The sequence below is a fragment of the Georgenia sp. Z1344 genome, assembly GCF_049856295.1.
In the GTDB taxonomy this organism is placed as follows: Bacteria; Actinomycetota; Actinomycetes; order Actinomycetales; family Actinomycetaceae; genus JB111.
Genome location: NZ_JBNDMZ010000013.1, coordinates 1 through 18,411 on the forward strand (window position 1 = coordinate 1; position 18,411 = coordinate 18,411).

At 70.9% G+C, this 18,411-nt stretch carries 10 protein-coding genes; 8 read left to right on the plus strand and 2 right to left on the minus strand.

The genetic code is table 11. The features are described 5' to 3' along the window. Positions 1–7 precede the first annotated feature (7 nt). Both ACPYO6_RS14180 and ACPYO6_RS14185 read right to left on the minus strand, forming a co-directional pair. A complete protein-coding gene (locus tag ACPYO6_RS14180) occupies positions 8–1,132 on the minus strand; it encodes an IS30 family transposase (protein WP_425713196.1) in 1,125 nt (374 codons plus the stop codon). Between the two features lie 163 nt (positions 1,133–1,295). Then, a complete protein-coding gene (locus ACPYO6_RS14185; protein ID WP_425715417.1) occupies positions 1,296–2,591 on the minus strand; it encodes an FAD-dependent oxidoreductase in 1,296 nt (431 codons plus the stop codon). A 22-nt stretch (positions 2,592–2,613) separates the two neighbouring features. On the opposite strand from ACPYO6_RS14185, the gene ACPYO6_RS14190 reads away from it, so the two are divergent. The 8 genes from ACPYO6_RS14190 (at position 2,614) to ACPYO6_RS14225 (ending at position 18,357) form a co-directional block, all read left to right on the plus strand. After that, positions 2,614–2,880 (plus strand): hypothetical protein, encoded by a 267-nt coding sequence (locus ACPYO6_RS14190; RefSeq protein WP_425715418.1) that lies wholly within the window; start codon positions 2,614–2,616, stop codon positions 2,878–2,880. Between the two features lie 111 nt (positions 2,881–2,991). Beyond that, positions 2,992–4,473 (plus strand): hemolysin family protein, encoded by a 1,482-nt coding sequence (locus ACPYO6_RS14195; RefSeq protein WP_425715419.1) that lies wholly within the window; start codon positions 2,992–2,994, stop codon positions 4,471–4,473. 93 nt (positions 4,474–4,566) lie between these two features. Beyond that, entirely contained in the window at positions 4,567–5,556 is a 990-nt protein-coding gene (locus ACPYO6_RS14200; RefSeq protein ID WP_425715421.1) for a malate dehydrogenase, read from the plus strand. 301 nt (positions 5,557–5,857) lie between these two features. Continuing rightward, entirely contained in the window at positions 5,858–6,571 is a 714-nt protein-coding gene (locus tag ACPYO6_RS14205; RefSeq protein WP_425715422.1) for a hypothetical protein, read from the plus strand. 28 nt (positions 6,572–6,599) lie between these two features. Continuing rightward, entirely contained in the window at positions 6,600–6,905 is a 306-nt protein-coding gene (locus tag ACPYO6_RS14210; protein WP_425715424.1) for a hypothetical protein, read from the plus strand. 29 nt (positions 6,906–6,934) lie between these two features. Then, positions 6,935–7,705 carry a hypothetical protein gene (locus tag ACPYO6_RS14215; RefSeq protein ID WP_425715425.1) on the plus strand — a complete coding sequence of 257 codons (771 nt, stop codon included), beginning with the start codon at positions 6,935–6,937 and terminating at the stop codon, positions 7,703–7,705. Positions 7,706–7,983: 278 nt separating this feature from the next. After that, positions 7,984–14,544, plus strand: a complete 6,561-nt coding sequence (gene pulA, locus ACPYO6_RS14220; RefSeq protein WP_425715426.1) for a pullulanase-type alpha-1,6-glucosidase — start codon at positions 7,984–7,986, stop codon at positions 14,542–14,544. A 318-nt stretch (positions 14,545–14,862) separates the two neighbouring features. Then, positions 14,863–18,357: an ExeM/NucH family extracellular endonuclease gene (locus ACPYO6_RS14225; RefSeq protein ID WP_425715427.1), complete on the plus strand. Its 3,495-nt coding sequence runs from the start codon at positions 14,863–14,865 to the stop codon at positions 18,355–18,357. Positions 18,358–18,411 lie beyond the last annotated feature (54 nt).

Genomic DNA, 18,411 nt, shown 5'->3' on the forward strand with positions numbered 1-18,411 from the left:
GGCGGTTTCAAGTGGTTGTTGCAACGAGTAGGTCGTTGAGTCGTTTCGCTGGAGTCTGCCAGCCCAGTGTCATGCGTGGTCGTGTGTTGAGTTCGCGGGCGACGGCGTCGAGGTCGCGCTGGGCGTAGGTGCGGAAGTCGGTACTCGAGCGGGGAAAGTACTGCCGCAGCAGGCCGTTGGTGTTCTCGTTCGAGCCTCGCTGCCAGGGCGAGTGCGGGTCGCAGAAGAAGACCCGGCAGTCTGTCGCCAGCGTGAAGTGGGCGTGCTTGGCCATCTCAGCGCCCTGATCCCAGGTCAGAGTCGCGGCCAGCTCGGCCGGCAGGCGGCCCATCGTCTCGATCAGCACGTCGATCACCTGCTCGGAGACCCTGCTCTCCGGTAGAGCGCCGAGCATGACGTACCGCGTGGAACGCTCGACCAGGGTGATGATCGCCGACGCGCTACGCGCACCGATGATCAGGTCACCTTCCCAGTGCCCGGGCACGGCCCGGTCTTCGACCTCGGCCGGCCGGGTGCTGATGTTCAGGCCATGGGTCCAGGCCTTGCCCGAGTGTGCCGCCCGCGCGAGGCGGGACTGGGGGCGCCGCCTGGTCCGCCCGGTACGGAGTGCGACCTGGCGTGCGATCTCGCTGCGCAGCCCGCCACGAGCTTGGTAGTAGATCGCTTGGTAGATCGTCTCGTGGGACACCCATCGCTCCGGCCGGTCGGGATACTCCTGACGAAGCCAGTGTGCGATCTGCTGCGGAGACCACCGCTGTTCGAGCTTGTCCCGCACCAGGGGCCATAGCCGGCCGCGACCCGAGGTCACCCCGCGGCGGCGATCGCCGGTCAACTTGCCGGGCCTGGGCCTGCGGGCCCGCTTGTCGGCCCTGCGCTGCGCGTTCCGGCACGAGTACGCCCACCGGTAGGCGCCACCACGACCGGCGGGATTGGCCTGCCGGCGTCCCGCCGGGGAACGCGTCCCGGGTGTGTCCAGGTGAGCGCCCCGGTAGGAGTTATTGCGAGTGACCTCGCGCCACACCGTGGTCCGGTGACGACCGATCCGCTCAGCGATCTGCGGGAACGTCAATCGCTGACCGAACAGCGCCTCGATCTTCGCCCGCTCCTCAAGTGTCAATCTCTTCCCAGCCATCCGTACACCCTCCCAAGGCGCACGTTGCAACAACCGATTGAAACCGCCGGCGGGAGGACCGCCTGACCCGCACTCTCGAGCAATCGTGGCTCCCAACCGCAATCTCGGCGTGCACCAACCGCAACCTCGATGGGCACCAACCGCAATCTCGACGACGGAGGGGTCAGGGGCGGGCGATCGCGTCGCGGAGGCGGCGGGCCGGGTCGGCGGCGACCTCCAGATCGAGCATCGGACGGGCGTCGCCGGCGAGGGACCGCCGCAGCGGCGGGACGTCGCGCGGGTGGTCCGCCGTCGCGGCCCCGGTGAGCCGGCCGGCCGCATCGGTCCACAGCCAGGTGGTGCCGGCGTCGTCGGACCGGACGACCGCGGGCTCGCCCGCGGGCGCGCCGAGCACCGCCACGTCGTGGCCGAACATCTCGGAGAACACGTACGACGCCGGGCGGGGCGGCGGCTCGAGACCGAGCAGTCCCGCGGCGACGGCCGCGGGATGGTGGAGGGCGCCCTTCCAGTGGGCGCCCGGCTCGACGGAGCCGTCGGGGAGAGCGGTGGCCGCGACGTCGCCGACCGCCCGCAGCCAGGCCGGCCCACCGATCGCGCGGCCGGTCGCGTCCACGAGGACGTGCCCGGAGCCGGTGAGCTCCGCGACGCCGGAGAGCCAGCCCGTCTCCGGCGCGGCGCCGAGGGCGGCGAGCACGGTGTCGGCCTGCAGCTCGCGGCCGTCCGCGAGCCTGACGGTCCGTCCGGCGGGCCGCACGGACGGGTGCGATCGCGCGGCCCCGTCGTCGGCCGATCCAGTGACGTCCCTGACCGCCGCGCCCGTGACGAGCCCGACCCCGGCCGCGTCGAACCACGCGCGCACGTGCGCGCCGAGGACCCCCGGCGCCCGTCCGAGCGGCTGCGCGCCGGCCTCGACCACGGTCACGTCGACGCCCGCCGCGGCCGCCGACCCGGCCACCTCCGCTCCTATCCACCCCGCCCCGACGACGACGAGCCGCGCACCGGGGGCCAACGCCTCGCGCAACGCGGCCGCGTCCGCCGCCGACCGGAGCACGCGCGCACCGGGCCACGGCGGGTCGACCGCCCGCGCCCCGGAGGCCGCGACGACGGTCCTCGCCCTCATGACGGCGCCGTCGTCGAGGGTGATCGCGGCCTCCTCGCCGAGGTCGCTGACCGAGGTGACCCTCGCGAGCCGGTGGTCGACGTCCAGCGCGGCGAGGTCGCCGAGCCCGGCGTCGGCAAGGGCCGGCGGAGCGTCCTGGGTCAGCAGGTGCGTCGAGAGGGTCGTGCGGTCGTACGGCGCGCGGTCCTCGGCCCCGACCAGCAGCATTGACCCGTCGAACCCGCCCTCGCGCAGCGCGGCGGCGGTCCTCAGGCCGGCCACGCCACCACCGACCACGAGCACGTCGACGGCGGTCTCGGGGGTGGCGTCGTCGTCGGAGGGGGAGCCGGGAGCCTGCATCCGGCCACGGTAGCCTCGCCGCGTGACGACCAACCGCGCACCCGTGCTGCCGGGGCTCGCGATCCTCGGGTGGCTCGTCGTCGTCGTGCTCGTGGGTGTCGTCGTCGACGTCCCCACGGCCTGCTACCTGCTCGCCGGGATGCTCGTCGTGGTCGCGGTGGTCCGGGCCGCCTTCGGGGCACGGGAGATCATCGGCGGACGGGCGCTCGCGATCGACCTGGTCACACTGCTCGGCGCGGCGGCGGTCCTCGCGTTCCTCGCGCCCTGGGGCGAGGCCGTCGCGGTCTGACCGGCCCGCCCGCGGGAGCGCGCCGCCCGGCGCGGGAGCGGTGCCCAGCACGAGCGCAGTGCCACACGCGGGCACGTGTCGCTCCCGGGCCCCCGACCTGATAATGGACGGGTGCACCCGTTACTGCAGGACTCCTTGCTCGTTCTCGTCTTCGTCCTCATCGGCGGTGTGTTCGCGGCCTCGGAGTTCGCGCTCGTCTCCCTGCGCGAGTCGCAGGTCCGGTCGATGGCCCAGAAGGGCGGCAGCGGCGCGACCGTCGCCAGGCTGACGGAGAACCCGAACACCTTCCTGTCCGCCGTGCAGGTCGGCGTCACGCTGGCCGGCTTCTTCTCGGCGTCCTACGGCGCGTCGACGATCGCCCCCTACGTCTCCCCGTACCTCGTGGACTGGGGTCTGTCCGAGAGCGCCGCCGGGACGGTCTCGTTCATCGGGATCACCCTCATCGTGTCCTACATGTCCCTCGTCTTCGGCGAGATGGTGCCCAAGCGTCTCGCCATGCAGGGGGCCGAGAAGTTCTCGATGGTGGTGGCCCGCCCGCTCAACCTCATCGCCCTCGTGCTGCGCCCGGTCATCTGGTTGCTCGACGTCTCGACGAACCTCGTGCTGCGCCTGCTCGGCCGCGACCCGCACGCCCGCGCCGAGGAGATGGACGCGGAGGAGCTGCGCCAGATCGTCGTCGGTCACGAGGGACTCGGGGACGAGGAGCGGCAGATCGTCGCCGACCTGCTGGCCGTGGGGGAGCGGTCCGTCCAGGAGGTGATGACGCCGCGCACCGAGGTCGAGTTCCTCGACGCCGACACGACGATCGACGAGGCCCGCGCCACCGTCGGCGCGATGGAGCACTCGCGCTACCCCGTCCGGGGCGAGAACGACGACGACATCCTCGGCTTCGTCCACGTCCGCGACTTCATCAACCCCGGGCCGGAGATCCGGTTCGTCCGCGACCTCGTGCGCGAGACCCTCTACTTCCCCACGGGCAAGGCGGTCCTGTCCACGCTCACCGAGATGCGCCGCACGCACGCGCACTTCGCCGTCATCGTCGACGAGTACGGCGGTACCGACGGCATCGTGACGATGGAGGACGTCGTCGAGGAGTTCGTCGGCGAGATCCACGACGAGTACGACCGGGAGGAGCCCGAGGTCGTCGAGGGCGCCGGTGCGGACGACGTCTCCGGGCTGCTCAGCCGCGCGGAGATCCAGCGGCTCTTCGAGGTCGAGCTGCCCGACGGGCCCTACGACACGCTCGCCGGCTACATCATGTCCGAGCTCGGCCGCCTGCCCGCCGAGGGCGACACCGTGGCCTGGGGCGACGCGACCCTCACGGTCCGCACGCTCGACGGCCGCCGGGTCGACCGCGTGACCGTCACCCGGGCCGAGCGCGACCCGGTCGACGACGGCGGACGCGATCTCGCCGTCGGTGCGGACGAGATCGGCGCCGACGGGCCGAAGGAGGCGGGAACCCCCAGGGGGCCGTCCGGCCCCCAGGTCGAGCTCCGGAACGCGGCGGAGCGGGGCGAGGACCCGCTTGCCGTCGACGGCCGGATCGAGAGCGGCGAGGGACGATCCGGCGCGGGCGGTACCGGGGCGCACTAGCCTGGGGTGGTGCGGGGCTCGACGGGCCGGTCGCGATCCGACCGGCTCGCACCCCACCGACCACGTCCACGTACCCCGACGAAGGAGTCCTGCATGTCCGCCACCCCCGTGAACGTCACCGTCACGGGCGCCGCCGGCCAGATCGGCTACGCCCTCCTGTTCCGCATCGCCTCGGGCCAGCTGCTCGGCCCCGACACCCCCGTGCGCCTGCGCCTGCTGGAGATCCCGCAGGCCGTCACGGCCGCCGAGGGCACGGCGATGGAGCTGGCCGACGGCGCGTTCCCGCTGATGGCCGGGGTCGACATCTTCGACGACCCGACGAAGGCGTTCGACGGCGCCAACGTCGGCCTGCTCGTGGGCGCGCGTCCGCGCGGCGCCGGCATGGAGCGCGGCGACCTGCTCGCCGCCAACGGCGGGATCTTCGGCCCGCAGGGCAAGGCGATCAACGCGGGGGCCGCGGACGACATCCGGGTCCTCGTCGTCGGGAACCCGGCCAACACCAACGCCCTCATCGCCGCGAAGAACGCGCCCGACGTGCCGGCCTCGCGATTCACCGCGATGACGCGGCTCGACCACAACCGGGCCGTCAGCCAGCTCGCCGCCAAGACCGGCGCCGCCGTCAGCGACATCGACCGGCTGACCATCTGGGGCAACCACTCCTCGACCCAGTACCCGGACCTCACGCAGACGACGATCGCCGGGGCGCCGGCGACCGACCTGCTCGCCGACCGCGAGTGGGTGGAGAACGACTTCATCCCGACCGTGGCCAAGCGCGGCGCCGCGATCATCGAGGCGCGCGGTGCGTCGTCGGCGGCCTCGGCCGCGTCGGCCGCGATCGACCACGTGCACGACTGGGTCAACGGTGTGACGGGCTCGTGGACCTCGGCCGCGATCTACTCCGACGGCTCGCACTACGGCGTGCCCGAGGGCGTCGTCTACTCGTTCCCCGTGACCTCGGAGAACGGGGAGTGGAGGGTCGTCGAGGGGCTCGAGATCGACGAGTTCTCGCGCGGGCGGATGGACGCGACGGCTGCCGAGCTGGTCGAGGAGCGCGACGCGGTTGCGGCGCTCGGGCTGATCTGACGGGGTTCCGTCGGCCGATGAGCCGGCGGTTGCCCGGCCGATGTGCTGGCGGAAGATCCGGCACGACGCCGGAGCGGACCTCACGGGGCCGCCACCTTCGGGTGGCGGCCCCGTCGTCGTGGGTCGACCGCCCCTCTTCGCTCGTCGAAGGATCAGGCGTCGATCGACCCCGAGGGGACAACTCCCCGTGGCCTGGATCATCCGTTCTTCAAGCAGGCGTTTTACTTGCCGGAACGCCCCATCTCGACCTGCGTGGCGGATCTTTGCCGATCAATTACCTCGACCATCCAGAAGGAGTCGCATGACCGAGGACAACCATGCCGGGCCGGAGCTCTCATTCGGTGTCGACGAGGGGCAGTTCGCACAGATTGGTGTGGACGAGGCCGGGCGGATCGCCTACGTGGAGATCGACGGCGGTTGGGCGTCCGAGCTGACCCCGGAGGAGCTGGCTGCAGCGCTGATGGAGGCATACGGTGCCGCTCAGATGGCGCGTGTACCGGCTGAGGGGGACGAGCCTGTGTCGGCCGGAGGACGACGGATTCCGCAGGTCACCCCGATCGCGGATGAGGTTCGCGCACGGCTGGAGGCGCGGCGCAACGGGACCGCCGGCGGTGCTAGGGATGCCGCCCGTCGCAGCACCGGTGCGCAGCCGGATAGCGGTATCGGGACAGAACCGAACCGCGGCGACCAGCTCGAACAGGCGAAACGCATGATCGAGCTTGCGCGTCGGGCACGGGAGGAGCGTGAGCTCTACCGCGACCGCCTGATGGAGATGTACTCGACCGAGTTCGAGGATGCGAACTCAGAGAAAAACTTGGCGGTCGTCTCACGTCACGGCTCTCCTGTCAGTTTGTCGATCGGGGAGATCTGGACGCGTCGACGGGCAGAGCCTCTCGCGCGCGCCCTGCTCGAGATCGTCGACGCCGCCGCCGCTCGTCTCGACGAGATGAACCGACGACTCGCGCAGGACTTCCCGGCAACCACCGAACTCATCACGCGCGCGCAGAACCGCTGACACTCTCACCAACGATCGGAGCAATGGAATGAACGTCAGGGTCGACACCGACGACCTTCGCACGGACGCCTCGCACTGGGAGGCGTTCTCGACCGATACCTTCACCCCCACCGCGAACCAGGTCGACGACCTCACGATGCCGGAAGGTGCACTTCCAGGTGCTGCGATCGAGCTCGGCGTGAAGGAGGCGTACGAGGCGGTCCGATCGACGGTCGACACGCTCGCGGGCGACGGGCCGACAGCCTTCACCGCCGTCGCCAGCGTGCTGCGGCGAGCGGCCGACATCTACGAGGACACCGACTACCAGTCCGAGATCGATTTCTCGCGCGTCTGAGCGCAGCACGATAGAAGGGACACCAAGACATGTCGCTCAAGGACTCGATCATCAGCGACGGAGGCGAGGCGCTACTCGAGATCGAGCAGCTCCTTGCCGACTGCACCGAGGTGCAGAACAGCTGCCCAGGCTTCCTCCGATATCTTGTGGACCCGACGATCGATCCTCTCCGTGAGGACGCCGAGGTGCTCATCGAATATGTCGAGGAGCTCATCGATCGTCTGGGCGATGCGGAACTCATCCGAGAGGTCGCACTGGACTGGCAGACCTGGGGCGATGACATGGGCGGTCATGCCACGAGCATCAGCCCGACGGGGACCAATCTTCCCTCGCTCGACTCATGGGACGACAACGGGGACGTCTATTCGACGGTGGCGGGGCAGCAGCACGCAGCAGTCGGTACCGCTCTGCCCGAGATCGCCTATGCGATCCATGATCAGCTCGAAGACATGGCGCAGCACCTGGAAAACTACTGGCGAGAAGCTTTCGAGTTCATCGGCCAGCTCGTTGGTGGGGTCGTCGGGGTCATCGGATCCATAGCGGGACTCATCGCGGCATGCCTTGCGACCGGCCTCACCGCAGGTCTCCTCGCGCTGGGAATCGTTGCGGCTGTCAGTGCGTTGATCGCGTCCATCACCGCGCTGGTCACCCTCCCGGGCAAGTGGGACGATGTCATGGCCGAACTTGATGGCATCACCGTCGATGCTCTCGGTGAGCTCCAGAGGATGCTCAACGATCCCATCGGCAATCACGCCAACCTTGACAGCGGCACGTGGCCGCCGCACATCGCGATCAACTGACGCGTCCGGTCCGGCACGGGACCGGACCTCACGGGGCCGCCACCTTCGGGTGGTGGCCCCGTCGTCGTGCGCGGCGAGGCATCCGTCGACGGCGCGCCGAGCCTCGCCGATCGGTCTCCCGGCAGGGCGTCCGAGGGCCCCGAACCGCACTCTCGACCAGTGAGCGGGGCCGTCTGAAATCGCGTGCGGAAAATTGCAGCACCTCTTGCAGGATGACTTGCAGCCTGGTTGGGTAGGCGCCAGCGCACCGCCGCGCCCGACGAAGGAGTCACCGGTCCATGAGCGTCACCCGACCTCGCCCAGTCACGTCCACCCTCGCCGTCCTCTCGGCGGTCGCTCTGCTGGGCTCCGGCCTCGCGGCCGGCGGAACGCTCGCCGCCGCGACGTCGGCCGGCGCGGTACAGGCCTCGCCCGCCGCCGGGACGGCACTGCCCGCGGCGCCGAGCCCCGCGGCGCCGCTTCCCGCGCCGGACACTCCCGCGGTACCCGCGCCCGACGCGAGCGACCGCCAGGTCGTCCTTGCAGGCGACCTCCAGACCGAACTCGGCTGCGCCGCCGACTGGGACACCGCCTGTGCGGAGACCACACTGACGGGCACCGACGTCGAGGGTGTCTACGAGCTCACCGCCGAGGTCCCGGCGGGCACCTGGCAGTTCAAGGCCGCGCTCGACGGTGTCTGGGACGGCGCGATCGGCGACGGCGAGGACAACTACTCGATCACCCTCGCCGCGCCCACCACGGTCACCTTCCGGGTCGACGACGCCGCCGGCACCCTCGCCATCGATCTGCCCGACCTCCCGGGCGAGTACGACGAGTCCACCGATGACGCGCTCGTCGCCGAGCCCTATCGCGACGCGGGAGCGGGGGAGAGCTTCTACTTCGTCCTCACCGACCGGTTCGAGAACGGCGACCCGTCGAACGACACCGGCGGGATCGCGGGCGACCGGCTCGACCACGGCTTCGACCCGACGAACCGAGGCTTCTACCAGGGCGGCGACATCGCCGGCCTGAGCGAGCAGCTCGACTACATCGAGGGCCTGGGCACGACCGCGATCTGGCTCACGCCGTCGTTCGTCAACCGCCCCGTCCAGGGCGAGGGCGAGGACGCCTCCGCGGGGTACCACGGCTACTGGATCACCGACTTCACGCAGATCGACCCGCACCTGGGCACGAACGCCGAGCTCGAGGCCTTCATCGACGACGCTCACGCCCGCGGCATCGACGTCTACTTCGACATCATCACCAACCACACGGCCGACAACTTCTCGTTCGCCGAGGGGGAGTACGCCTACCGGGACATCGCGACCTACCCCTACACGGACGCGGCCGGCACCGCCGTCGACGTCTCCGCGCTCGCCGGCTCGCCCGACTTCCCCGAGCTCGACCCGGCCACGTCGTTCCCCTACACGCCCGTGCGCAACGACGGCGCCGTCGACATGGTCCCCGAGCTGTTCAACGATCCCACCGTCTACCACCACCGCGGCAGCTCGACCTGGGAGGGCGAGTCCGTCACCTTCGGCGACTTCGAGAACCTCGACGACGTGATGACCGAGGACCCGCGCGTGGTCGCCGAGTTCATCGACATCTACACGACCTGGATGGACCTCGGCATCGACGGGTTCCGCATCGACACCGTCAAGCACGTCAACGTCGAGTTCTGGGAGGAGTTCACCGCCGCCCTCGACCTTCACGCCGAGGCTACGAACCCCGACTTCTTCACGTTCGGCGAGGTCTTCGACGCCGACGCGACGCTCACGTCCCCGTACGTGCGGGACACCGACATGACCTCGGTGCTCGACTTCGCTTACCAGTCCTCGGCCCTCAACTATGCGAGCGGCTACACCGCCCAGGGCCTCGCGGGTCTCTTCGCGTCCGACGACTACTACACGACCCCGCACTCGACCTCGACCTCCCTGCCGACCTTCCTCGGCAACCACGACATGGGGCGCGTCGGCTACCTCCTCCAGGGGCGCGGCGACGAGCTCGCCCGCTCCGAGCTCGGCCACTCCCTCATGTACCTCACGCGCGGTCAGCCGGTCGTCTACTACGGCGACGAGCAAGGGTTCGTCGGGACCGGCAACGACAAGGGCGCCCGGCAGTCGCTCTTCGCCTCCCGGACCGCCGAGTACACCGACCAGACCCTCCTCACCGGGGAGCAGGTCGGCTCCCGCGACCTCTTCGACACCGGCGCCCCGCTCTACACCCACATCGCCGAGCTCGCGCAGCTCCGCGAGGACCACCCCGCCCTCGTCACCGGCGCCCAGGTCGAGCTCTACGCCGAGTCGGGCGGCGGCGTGTACGCCTTCAGCCGCGTCGATCGCGCGGACCCCGTCGAGCACCTCGTGGCCGTCAACAACCTGACGACGCCGCAGACCGTCACCCTCGACACGCTCAGCCGCGACGCGACCTACACCCCGATCCTCGGCGACGGCGCCGCCCTCACCGCCGACGGCGCTCAGGTGACGATCGAGGTCCCGCCGCTCACGGCCCTCGCGTGGGTCGCCGACACCACCGTCGCACCGGTGGGCGACGGCACCCTCGAGATGTTCCCCGGCGGCACCGAGCTCGCCGGGTCCGGCAACACGCCGACCCTGGCACCGATCTCCGCCGACGTCCCGGACAACCACTACCTCGAGACCTCGTTCGCCTACCGGGTCGCCGGCGAGACCGACTGGCAGCCGCTCGGCGTCGCCGAGGACGACACCCCGCGCGTCTTCCACGACGTCGAGGGACTCGCCGCGGGCACCGTCGTCGAGTACCGCGCCGTGGCGACCGACGCCGACGGTGCCTCGTTCGCGGGCTCGACCTTCGGCGTCGTCGGATACGACCTCTCCGGCACGCCGGCGGACGACGGCCCGGGCGACGGCGAGATCGTCACCGTCCCCGGCTCCCACCAGGCCGCCATGGGCTGCCCCGGTGACTGGCAGCCCGGCTGCGCCGACTCCGCGCTCACCCTCGACGAGGCCTCCGGCCTCTACGTCGGCACCTTCGATCTCCCCGCCGGCGACTACGAGTACAAGATTGCGATCGGCGACAGCTGGGACGTCAACTACGGCGCCGGCGGCGTCCCCGGCGGAGACAACGTCAGCTACAGCCACGACGGCGGCGAGATCACCTTCGTCTACGACCCCGCCACCCACCTGTTCACGAGCACCGCCGAGGGGCCGCTCGTCACCCTTCCCGGATCGTTCCAGCCGGCGCTCGGCTGCGGCTCCGACTGGGCGCCCGACTGCCTCGCCTCGCTCATGTGGGACGCGGACGGCGACGGCGTCTACACCTTCACCACCACCGAGATCCCCGTGGGCAGCCACGAGGTCAAGGCCGCGCACGGCCGTTCCTGGGCCGAGAACTACGGGGTCGGCGGCGAGCTCGACGGCGCGAACTACCCGTTCGTCGTCTCCTCCGACGGCGAGGAGGTCACCTTCTCCTACGACCTCGCCACCCACGTGCTCGACATCTCGGTGGAGAACCCGGCGGTGCCGGGCACCGGCCAGACGCTGGCCCACTGGGTCGACCGGGGGACCATCCTGTGGCCCACCGACCTCGCCGGTGACGACCCGACCGGATCGACCTACACCCTCCATCACGCGGCCGACGGCGGCATGGCCGTCGTCGACGGGGCCGTGACCGGGGCTGACGGCTCGATCACCCTGAGCTACGACACGGCCGGTCCCACCGACGAGCAGGCCGCGACCTGGCCGCACCTCGCCGGCATGTCGGCCCTGAGCGTCGACGAGGCGGACCGCGCAGTCTTCGAGGAGGCCCTGCGCGGCCAGCTCCTCGTCACCCGCACCGGAGACACGGTCGAGGCGGCCACCGGCGTGCAGGTCCCCGGGGTGCTCGACGACCTCTACGCCGACGGCGCGAGGCAGACCGCGCTCGGCCCGGTCGTCGAGGGCGGGGTCCCGCACCTCGCGATCTGGGCGCCCACCGCCCGCACCGTCACCCTCCAGCTCTTCGACGACGCCGCCGGCACCGGTGAGCCCACCGAGGTCGAGATGACCCGGGACGAGGACGGCACGTGGTCCGCCGCGGGCAGCGCCGACTGGCTGGGCCGCGCCTACCGCTACGACGTCGAGGTGTTCGTCCCGTCGACCGGGCAGGTCGAGCACAACGTCGTCACCGACCCCTACTCCCTCGCACTGACGACGAACAGCACGCACTCGGTGCTGCTCGACCTCGACGACCCCGCGCTGGCCCCCGAGGTCTGGACGGACAGCGAGGCCCCCGTGATCGAGGACTTCGTCGACCGGTCGATCTACGAGCTGCACGTGCGCGACTTCTCCATCTCCGACGAGACGGTCCCCGAGGAGCTGCGCGGCACGTACGGCGCGTTCGCGCTCGAGGGCACCGACGGGGTCGAGCACCTCGAGGAGCTCGCCGACGCCGGGATGAACACCATCCACCTCCTGCCCACCTTCGACATCGCCACGATCGAGGAGGACCGGGCGGAGCAGGTCGTCCCGGAGATCCCCGACGCCGGACCGGCGTCCACCGAGCAGCAGGCCGCGGTGAGCGCGGTGGCCGACCAGGACGCCTTCAACTGGGGCTACGACCCGCTGCACTACTCCGTCCCGGAGGGCTCCTACGCGTCCGACGGGAACCAGGACGGCGGCGACCGCGTGGTCGAGTACCGCGAGATGGTCGGCGGGCTGCACCGCTCCGGCTACCAGGTGGTCCTCGACCAGGTCTTCAACCACACGGCCGCGTCGGGCCAGTCCGAGCAGTCCGTGCTCGACCGGGTCGTGCCCGGCTACTACCACCGGCTCTCGCTGACGGGGCAGGTGGAGACCTCGACCTGCTGCCAGAACATCGCCACCGAGCATGCGATGGCGGAGCAGCTGATGGTCGACTCGGTCGTCACGTGGGCGCGGGAGTACCGGGTCGACGGGTTCCGGTTCGACCTCATGGGCCACCACAGCCGGGAGAACATGGAGGCCGTCCGGGCCGCGCTCGACGAGCTCACCCTCGAGGACGACGGCGTCGACGGGTCCGAGATGTACATCTACGGCGAGGGCTGGAACTTCGGCGAGGTGACGGACAACGCCCGGTTCGAGCAGGCCACGCAGGGCCAGCTCGACGGCACCGACATCGGCGCCTTCAACGACCGGCTGCGCGACGCCGTCCACGGCGGCGGCCCGTTCGACGAGGACAAGCGGGAGAACCAGGGCTTCGGCACCGGACTGTTCACCGACCCCAACGGCGTCTCGACGGCGACACCCGAGGAGCAGCGCGCCGACCTTCTCCACCGCACGGACCTCGTCCGGCTCGGCATGGCGGGCAACCTGGCGGACTACACGTTCGTCACGAGCACCGGGTCCGAGCAGCGCGGCGACGAGCTCGACTACAACGGGGCGCCCGCCGGGTACGCCTCCTCGCCGTCGGAGTCCGTCAACTACGTCGACGCGCACGACAACGAGACGCTCTACGACCTCGGAATCTGGCGCCTGCCCACCGACACGTCGATGGCTGACCGGGTCCGGATGAACACCCTGTCCCTCGCCACGGTCGCGCTCGGGCAGTCCCCGGCGTTCTGGCACGCAGGCACCGACCAGCTCCGATCGAAGTCGATGGACCGGGACAGCTACAACTCCGGCGATCACTTCAATGCGGTCGACTGGTCCGGGCAGTCGAACAACTTCGGGGTCGGCCTGCCGCCGGAGGAGAAGAACGGCGCCCACTGGGACCTGCTCACGCCGCTGCTGGAGAATCCGGCGCTCACCCCCGAGCCGGCGGACATCGCGGCCGCGCACGAGCAGTCGCTCGACCTGATGCGGCTGCGGACATCGACCGAGCTGTTCCGCCTCGGGGACGCCGATGCGATCCAGGAGATGGTCACCTTCCCCAACGGGGGAGCGGACGCCACCCCCGGTCTGCTCGTCATGTCGGTGGACGACACGACGGGACGTGACGTCGACCCGGATCTCGACCGGCTCGTCACGGTCTTCAACGCCTCGCCCGAGCCGATCACCGAGGCCGTCGACGGACTGGCCGGTGTCGAGCTCGCCCTCCACGAGGTCCAGGCGAACGGCGACGACGAGGTGGTCCGCGGCACCACGTGGGACGCGGCCACCGGCACGGTGACGATCCCGGCGCGCACCGTCGCCGTCCTCGTGGCGGAGCAGGACGCCGAGCCGCCCGTCGAGCCGGCCCCGACCCACGGGTTCTTCCTCGACAACGGCTGGGACGACTCGCCCGACCACATCTTCCGCTTCGGCGTCCCGTCGGCCCAGGTCGTCGTGGGCGACTGGGACGGCGACGGCACCGACACCGTCGGCGTGCGCGACAACGCGACGTTCTTCCTGCGCAACCGGCACGCCGCCGGCTCGGCCGACGTCGTGCTGGTCTACGGGCACCGCGGGGACGAGGTGCTCGTCGGCGACTGGGACGGCGACGGTGTGGACACCTTCGCCGTCCGCCGCGGCAACCGGTTCCACCTGCGCAACTCTCTGACCAGCGGCCCGGCGGACGTCACGCTCGACTACGGCCGGGCGAGCGATCCGGTGCTCGTGGGGGACTGGGACGCCGACGGAGCGGACACCCTCGGCGTACGCCGGGGGAGCCGCTACTTCCTCGACGACTCCCTCGCTGGCGGGTGGGCGTCCCAGGAGTTCACCTACGGACGCGACGGTGACGTCGTGCTCGTGGGCGACTGGGACGGCGACGGTCACGACACGCTCGCGGTCCGCCGAGGCAACCGGTACCTCCTGCGCAACTCGTTCACCGACGGCTGGGCCGACCTCGACCTCACCTACGGACGCGCGGACGACGAGGTGCTCGTCGGCGACTGGGACGGCGACGGGACGGACACGCTGGGGGTGCGTCGTCGGCCGTCCTGACCGGGCCGAAGGTCCCGGCGGGCACGCCCGCTCTCGCGACGCCCGCGCTCCTCGCACTCGGGGTGGCGGCCTGCAGCGGTGACGACGAGCCGGCCGACGGCGACTCCGCGGCCTCCATCGACGAGACGCTGAGCGTCTACGGGCAGTGACCGCGTAGCGGGCAGGACCGCTGTCCGGGTGACGGCCCGCTGAACGCGGGATGACCGTTGGTGGGCGGGTCCGTGCGAGCGGTCCCGGCGTCGGTGCCGCGTGTCACCATGACCGCGCGCGGCACCGGACCGGTGCCGCCGACCGCACACCACCGAGGAGCTGCGCGACGTGACTGATCGCCCCACCACCGGACGACGGGGGGTGGGGCTGGGCGCCGTCGTCGCTCTCGGCCTGACCTCCGTGGTCGTCCCCGTGGCCGCCCTGCCGGCCGCCGCCGCACCCGACGACTCGGCCGTCGTCATCACCGAGTACTACGCGCGCGGCGGGTCCGCGAACGCGCCGTACCAGCAGAAGTTCGTCGAGCTGTACAACCCGACGGACGAGCCGATCGACCTGTCCGGGATGTCGCTGCAGTACCGGTCCGCGACCGGTAGCGGCGCGACGAACAACAACGTCGCCCTCGAGGGCACCATCGAGCCCGGTGAGCACTTCGTCGTCTCCGGTGCCTCGAACGGCGGCAACGGTGAGGACATCTCCGCGCTGGCCGACCAGGACGCTGGGGGCTCGTTCAACCCGGGCGGGACCAACGGGGTCGTCGTGCTGGTCGACGGCACGGACAACGTCACTCTCCCGCAGGGCACCGTGGCCACCGGTGACCTCGACGGCGCGATCGTCGACCTCGTCGGCACCGGCACCGCCACGACCTTCGAGACAGCCGCGGCCGCCTCCGAGGGAAACAACAGCACTCCGCTGTCCTGGCAGCGCGACGGGTTCGCCGACTCGGACGACAACTCGACCGACTTCACGATGGCCGCCCCGACCCCCGAGATCGAGGGCGGCGGCGATCCGGACCCCGACCCGGACCCCGAGCCCGGCGAGCCCGTGACGATCGAGGAGATCCAGGGCGAGGGCGACGCGACCCCGCTCGCGGGCCAGTCCGTCACCACTCGCGGCGTCGTCACCGCCGTCTACCCGACCGGCGGCTTCAACGGCTTCACGATCCAGACCGAGGGCACGGGCGGCGACCTGACGGAGCACACCGCGTCGTCGGGCATCTTCGTCTACGGACCCGACGTCGTGGGAGACGTCGAGATCGGTGACTTCGTCGAGGTCTCCGGCGAGGCCGGCGAGTACTTCGGGCTCACGCAGATCTCGGGCCCGACCGTCACGCCGCTCGAGGAGGAGTTCGCCGCCGTCGAGCCGGTCGAGGCCGCGTGGCCCGAGACGGACGCCGAGCGCGAGCTCTACGAGTCGATGCTCATGCTCCCGACCGACGAGTTCACCGTCTCGAACACGTACTGGACGCTCCAGTACGGCGAGGTCGGGCTCGCCACCGGCGACAGCCCGCTCGTCACCCCGACCGACGTCGCGAACCCGGTCACCGACCCCGAGGGCGTCGCCGCGGCCGAGGCCGACAACGCCGCCCGCGGCGTCGTGCTCAACGACGGCTCGAGCTTCAACCTCATCAACTTCAACTTCGAGGACCACGAGATCCCGCTGCCGTACGTCACGCCGGAGGCGCCGCTGCGGACCGGGGCGTCGGCCACGATCAGCTCGCCCGTCGTCGTTGACTTCCGTCGTGTCCAGAACGGGGACAGCGCGTGGAGCTTCCAGCCCACGACGCGTGCGACCGGCGAGAACTACACCGAGTGGGTCTCGTTCGAGAACGACCGCGCGGAGCACGCCGCACCCGCAGAGGTCGGCGGCAACATCCAGGTCGCCTCGTTCAACGTCCTCAACTACTTCTCCACCCTCGGCGAGGACGAGGAGGGCTGCGAGTTCTACCCCGACCGCGAAGGCAACCCGACGACCGCCGACTGGTGCGACGTCCGCGGCGCCTGGTCGAGCGAGGCGTTCGCCCGCCAGGAGGAGAAGATCGTCGAGGCGATCAACACCCTCGACGCCGACGTCGTCGCGCTCGAGGAGATCGAGAACTCGGCCGAGTTCGGCCAGGACCGCGACGCGGCCCTCGCCACGCTGACCGAGGCCCTCAACGAGGACGCCGGCGCCGGAACGTGGGGCTACGTCGAGTCGCCCGCCGAGCTGCCCGCCGACGAGGACGTCATCCGCACGGCCTTCATCTACCGGATCGACACGATCTCGCCCGTCGGCGACTCGGTGATCCTCACGGACAGCCCCGCGTTCGGCAACGCGCGCGAGCCGCTGGCCCAGGAGTTCGCCGCCGTCGGCGCGGACGAGGAGCTCTCGGAGACGACCTTCGTCGTCACCGCGAACCACTTCAAGTCCAAGGGCTCCGGCACGGACGACGGCACCGGGCAGGGCAACGCCAACCCGGACCGCATCGCCCAGGCCGAGGCGCTCGTCGAGTTCACCGAGGAGAACTGGGGCGCTGAGCAGCCCGTCCTCCACGCCGGTGACTTCAACGCCTACACCGCCGAGGACCCCATGCAGATCCTCTACGGCGCCGGCTACACCAACCTCACCGAGTTCGAGCGTTCCGGCGCCCACAGCTACAACTTCGACGGCATGGACGGGTCGCTCGACCACATCCTCGCCAACGAGGCCGCGCTGGAGCTGTTCACCGGCTCCGCGATCTGGGAGATCAACGCCAACGAGCCGCTCGCGCTCGAGTACAGCCGGCACAACTACAACGTGACGAACTTCCACGAGGTCTCGCCGTTCCGGTCCTCCGACCACAACCCGGGCATCGTCGGTCTCGACATCCCGGTCTCCGGTGGCGAGGAGCCGGAGGAGCCGGTCGTGGTGACTCCTGAGGACGTGGTGTTCACGGACGCGGACGGGACCGACGCGGACACCTTCACGGTCCCGGCGGTCGAGGGCGTGGAGTACCTGGTCGGCGACGAGGTCGTCGAGGCGGGCACGCACCCCGGCGAGGGGACCGTGACCGTCACGGCGCGCGCCGCCGACGGGTACGAGCTGGCCGAGGACGCCACCACCGAGTGGAGCCACACCTTCGACGACAGCACGACGCCGGACCCCGACCCCGAGCCGGTTCCCCCGACCCCGGGTCGTGGGTTCTACCTCAACGACGGCTGGGACATCTGGGCCGACCACGAGTTCTCCTTCGGTCGCCCCGGCGACCAGGTGCTCGTGGGTGACTGGGACGGCAACGGGTCCGACACGCTCGCCGTGCGCCGCGGGAACGCCTACTTCCTGTCCAACTCCCTCTACGGGGGCAACGCGGACATCGAGCTGACCTTCGGCCGCTCCGGGGACACCGTGCTCGTGGGTGACTGGGACGGCGACGGCGTGGACTCCTTCGCCGTCCGACGCGGGAACAGCTACTTCCTCACCAACCGCCACACCGGTGGGGACGCGGAGACCGAGCTGGACTACGGCCGCGCTGGCGACCAGGTCCTCGTCGGTGACTACGACGGCAACGGGACGGACACGTTCGCGGTGCGTCGTGGGGCCCGGTACTTCGTGTCCAACAGCCTGGCCAGTGGCTGGGCGGACGCGGAGTTCACCTACGGGCGCGGCAACGACCAGGTGCTCGTGGGTGACTGGGACGGGGACGGGAGCGACACGTTCGCCTCGCGTCGCGGGAACCTGTACCTGATGTCGAACACCCTCACCGGTGGTTGGGCGGACCGCGAGGTCCACTACGGCCGCTCGGGCGACGAGGTCTTCGTCGGCGACTGGAACGGCGACGGCTCCGACACCCTGGGTATCCGCCGCTGACATGATCGACGGGTGAGCGGGTGTCTGGCTGACAGGTGAGCCAGACCACGTAGC